A 449-nucleotide genomic window follows, 5' to 3' on the forward strand; every position below is an offset into this window, starting at 1 on the left:
CCCCCCCGGGCGCGCGGCCCCCCCTGCCCCCCCGCCCCCCCGCGGGGGCGCGCTTCACCCGCCCCCCCCCGTCCACCTTGTCGGCCGGGCTTGCGGTGGGCTTGGTGGTGCTGGGCGAGGCGCTGGTGCGGGAGACCGCGTCGTGCTGGGCCTCGCCCTCCTTCCGTACTCCGTCGCTGCCCGAGTTGCACCCGGCCAGCCCCAGGCCGGCCGTGGCCAGCGCCGCGACCACGCCCCCGGTGAACAGGAAGGTCTTGCTGGGAGCCGGTTTGCTCAGGCCGCGCACCTGGCCGGCCCCCGAGCGTGGTGCCCGTGGTGGTCGCGGTGGCCGTGCGCGGCGCCGCTGCCCACCGGGCGCCGGTCGGCGTGGGCCGGGGTGTGCTCCACCAGGTCGTCCAGCGGCTGCCGCGGACGCACCACACCGGCGAGCGGCGCGGCACCCGCGGTCC

The 449-nt window shown here is 80.0% G+C and carries 1 pseudogene; it reads right to left on the reverse strand.

Features of this window, described 5'->3' with window-relative positions:
- Positions 1-286 (reverse strand): annotated as a pseudogene (locus tag AAHZ94_RS35005) (hypothetical protein); the annotation flags it as partial.
- Positions 287-449: the final 163 nt, after the last annotated feature.

The organism is Streptomyces sp. HSW2009, assembly GCF_040240285.1.
Classification (GTDB): Bacteria; Actinomycetota; Actinomycetes; order Streptomycetales; family Streptomycetaceae; genus Streptomyces.